The organism is Rathayibacter sp. AY1A3, assembly GCF_002930975.1.
Lineage (GTDB): Bacteria > Actinomycetota > Actinomycetes > Actinomycetales > Microbacteriaceae > Rathayibacter.
This window is the reverse complement of record NZ_PSTO01000080.1, coordinates 1-1,898: the sequence shown is the minus strand read 5'-3', so window position 1 is coordinate 1,898 and position 1,898 is coordinate 1. Positions and strand designations below refer to the sequence as shown.

The window sequence follows — 1,898 nt, the reverse complement described above, 5'->3', positions numbered from 1 at the left end:
CCTCCTGATCCCGGATCACCAGCCCCACCCCCTGGACCACCCCGCCACTCGGGAGCCGGGACGCTCCTGAGGCGTCCCGGCTCCCGAGTGGCGGGGTGGTGCAGGGGGTGGGGCTGGTGATCCGGGATCAGGAGGCGGCGATCGCCTCGGTGACCGCGGAGCGGGCGTCGGCGGCGCTGTCGGCGGCGAGAGCGAGCTCCGCGTACCGCTTGGCGTCGTCGAGGGTGTGCTCGGCCAGCTCGGCGCGGACGTCGGCGAGAGCCGACGGCGACATCGAGAGGGTGGTGGCGCCGAGGCCGACGAGGACCACGGCGAGCAGCGGGTCGGCGGCGGCTTCTCCGCAGATCCCGACGGGCTTGCCCAGCGCCGCTCCCGCGCGGCCGACCTCGCCGACGAGGCGGAGCACGGCCGGGTGCCACGGGTCCTGGAACGCCGAGACCGTGCCGAGCATGCGGTCGGCGGCGAGCGTGTACTGGGTCAGGTCGTTGGTGCCGATCGAGGCGAAGTCCGCGACTCCGAGGATGCGGTCGGCGAGCAGGGCGGAGGAGGGGACCTCCACCATCACTCCGGCGGTGCGGATGCCGAGCTCCCGCGCCATCGAGGTGAAGTAGCGGGTCTCGTCCACGGTCGCGACCATCGGCGCCATGACCCAGAGGTCGGCGTCGGTCGCGGCATCGGCCTGGGCGAGGGCGGTGAGCTGGTCGCGGAGGATCTGCTCGCTGGCGCGGAGCGCACGCAGTCCGCGGAGACCGAGGGCGGGGTTCTCCTCGTGGTCGTCGTTGAGGAAGCTCAGCGGCTTGTCGGCGCCGGCGTCGAGCGCGCGGACGACGACCTTGCGGCCGGGGAACGCGGCGAGCAGGCGCGTGTACTGCTCCGCCTGCTCGGCGACCGAGGGCGCCTCCTTCGCGTCGAGGAAGAGGAACTCGGTGCGGAACAGCCCCACTCCCTCGGCGCCGAGCTCGACCGCGTTCGCAGCGCCGTCGGCCGAGCCGAGGTTCGCGAGCAGCGGCACGGCGTGGCCGTCGGCCAGCGCGCCGGGGACGACCGGTGCGGCGAGCATCTCGGCGCGCTCGGCGATCGAGGACTTCGCGGCGCCGATCTCGGCGTCCGAGGGGTTCACCGTCACGACGCCGGAGGTGGCGTCGAGGATGACGAGCTGGCCGTCCCGCAGGTCGAGGGCGCCGGTGGTGCCGACGATGGCGGTGATCGACTTCTCCCGGGCGAGGATCGCCGTGTGCGAGGTCGGTCCTCCGTCGCTGGTGATCAGGCCGAGGACCTTCTCGAGGTCGAGCAGCGCCGTGTCGGCCGGAGCGAGGTCGCGGGCGACGAGCACGAACGGCTCGTCCGACTCGGGGACGCCGGGAGCGGCGACGCCGCGCAGGTGCGCCACGACGCGCTGCGAGACGTCGTCGAGGTCGGTCGCGCGCTCGGCCATGTAGCCGCCCATCGCCACGAGCAGGTCGCGGAAGCCGGCGAAGGCCTCGTGCACGGCGCGCTCCGCGGTCTTGCCCCCGGCGATCCGCGCCTTGACGTCGTCCGCGAGGGACGGGTCCTCGGCCATCAGGGCCTGGGCGTCGAGGACGTCCTTCGCCGAGCCGCCGGCCCGCTCGCCTCGGTGGCGGATCGTCGCGGCGGTGGCGGACAGCGACGAGACGGCGCGCTCCTCCTCCTGGGCGACGCTGCGGGTGCTGGCGGTGTCCTCGGGCTCGGGCAGCGGCTCCGGCATGCGCAGGACCGGCCCGAGGGCCAGCCCGCGTCCCACTCCGGTGCCCTGGAGCTTGGCGGAGGCGTAGGCGGTCTGAGGAGTGGACAGCGTCATGGGTGCTCGTTCCTGTCGTGCGGAGTGCGGGCGGGAGAAGAGGATGCGGGCTGGCCCTCGGGCCGGTCCTGCGCATGCC

At 74.3% G+C, this 1,898-nt stretch carries 1 protein-coding gene; it reads right to left on the bottom strand.

Translation table 11 applies throughout. From position 1 onward, the window contains the following. Positions 1-127 precede the first annotated feature (127 nt). Positions 128-1,726, bottom strand: a complete 1,599-nt coding sequence (gene ptsP / locus C5C10_RS17370; protein WP_244229676.1) for a phosphoenolpyruvate--protein phosphotransferase — start codon at positions 1,724-1,726, stop codon at positions 128-130. Positions 1,727-1,898 lie beyond the last annotated feature (172 nt).